The sequence below is a fragment of the Lamprobacter sp. genome (assembly GCF_034860625.1).
Taxonomy (GTDB): domain Bacteria; phylum Pseudomonadota; class Gammaproteobacteria; order Chromatiales; family Chromatiaceae; genus Lamprobacter.
The window spans coordinates 1-431 of sequence record NZ_JAYESN010000763.1 but is presented as its reverse complement, the minus strand read 5'-3'; the positions used below and the strand labels follow the sequence as shown (position 1 = coordinate 431).

The 431-nt window shown below is 64.0% G+C and carries 1 pseudogene; it reads right to left on the bottom strand.

Features of this window, described 5'->3' with window-relative positions:
• Positions 1–431: pseudogene (locus VBE63_RS31190) on the bottom strand (hypothetical protein); the annotation flags it as partial.

Below are 431 nucleotides of genomic sequence, written 5' to 3'. Positions count from 1 at the left end.
GGGTGCTTGGCAATGGCATTGAGCACGATCAATCGCACCTGGTGTCCGCCCCAGGGTAGGTCATAAACGCCGTCCCAGGCGGTCGGCGTCAGTGGGTGCTTGCGGACCAGTCCACTCGGACAGCGAGTGGCCACGGCGTAGAGGCCGAAGGCGTCTTGCCGATGGCGCTCGCCCTCAGGGTTGAGCCGCAGCTTGCGGTAATTGACGTAGTGCCCGATCAGCTCATCGAGCGTCCAAGCGTCGAGCGGTGCGTGTTGGATGATCTGCCAGAACTCCGGCGCTCGCTGCGTCAGCTCCGCATCGCTATCGATGATCAGCGGCGCGAAGACCGCGACATAGGGGTTATCAGGCTCGCGCTCGAGCAGTTCGCGCAAGAAGCTGTCGAGACTGACACAGCGGATCGGCGAGCCGCGCTCATGCACCCAGCTGGG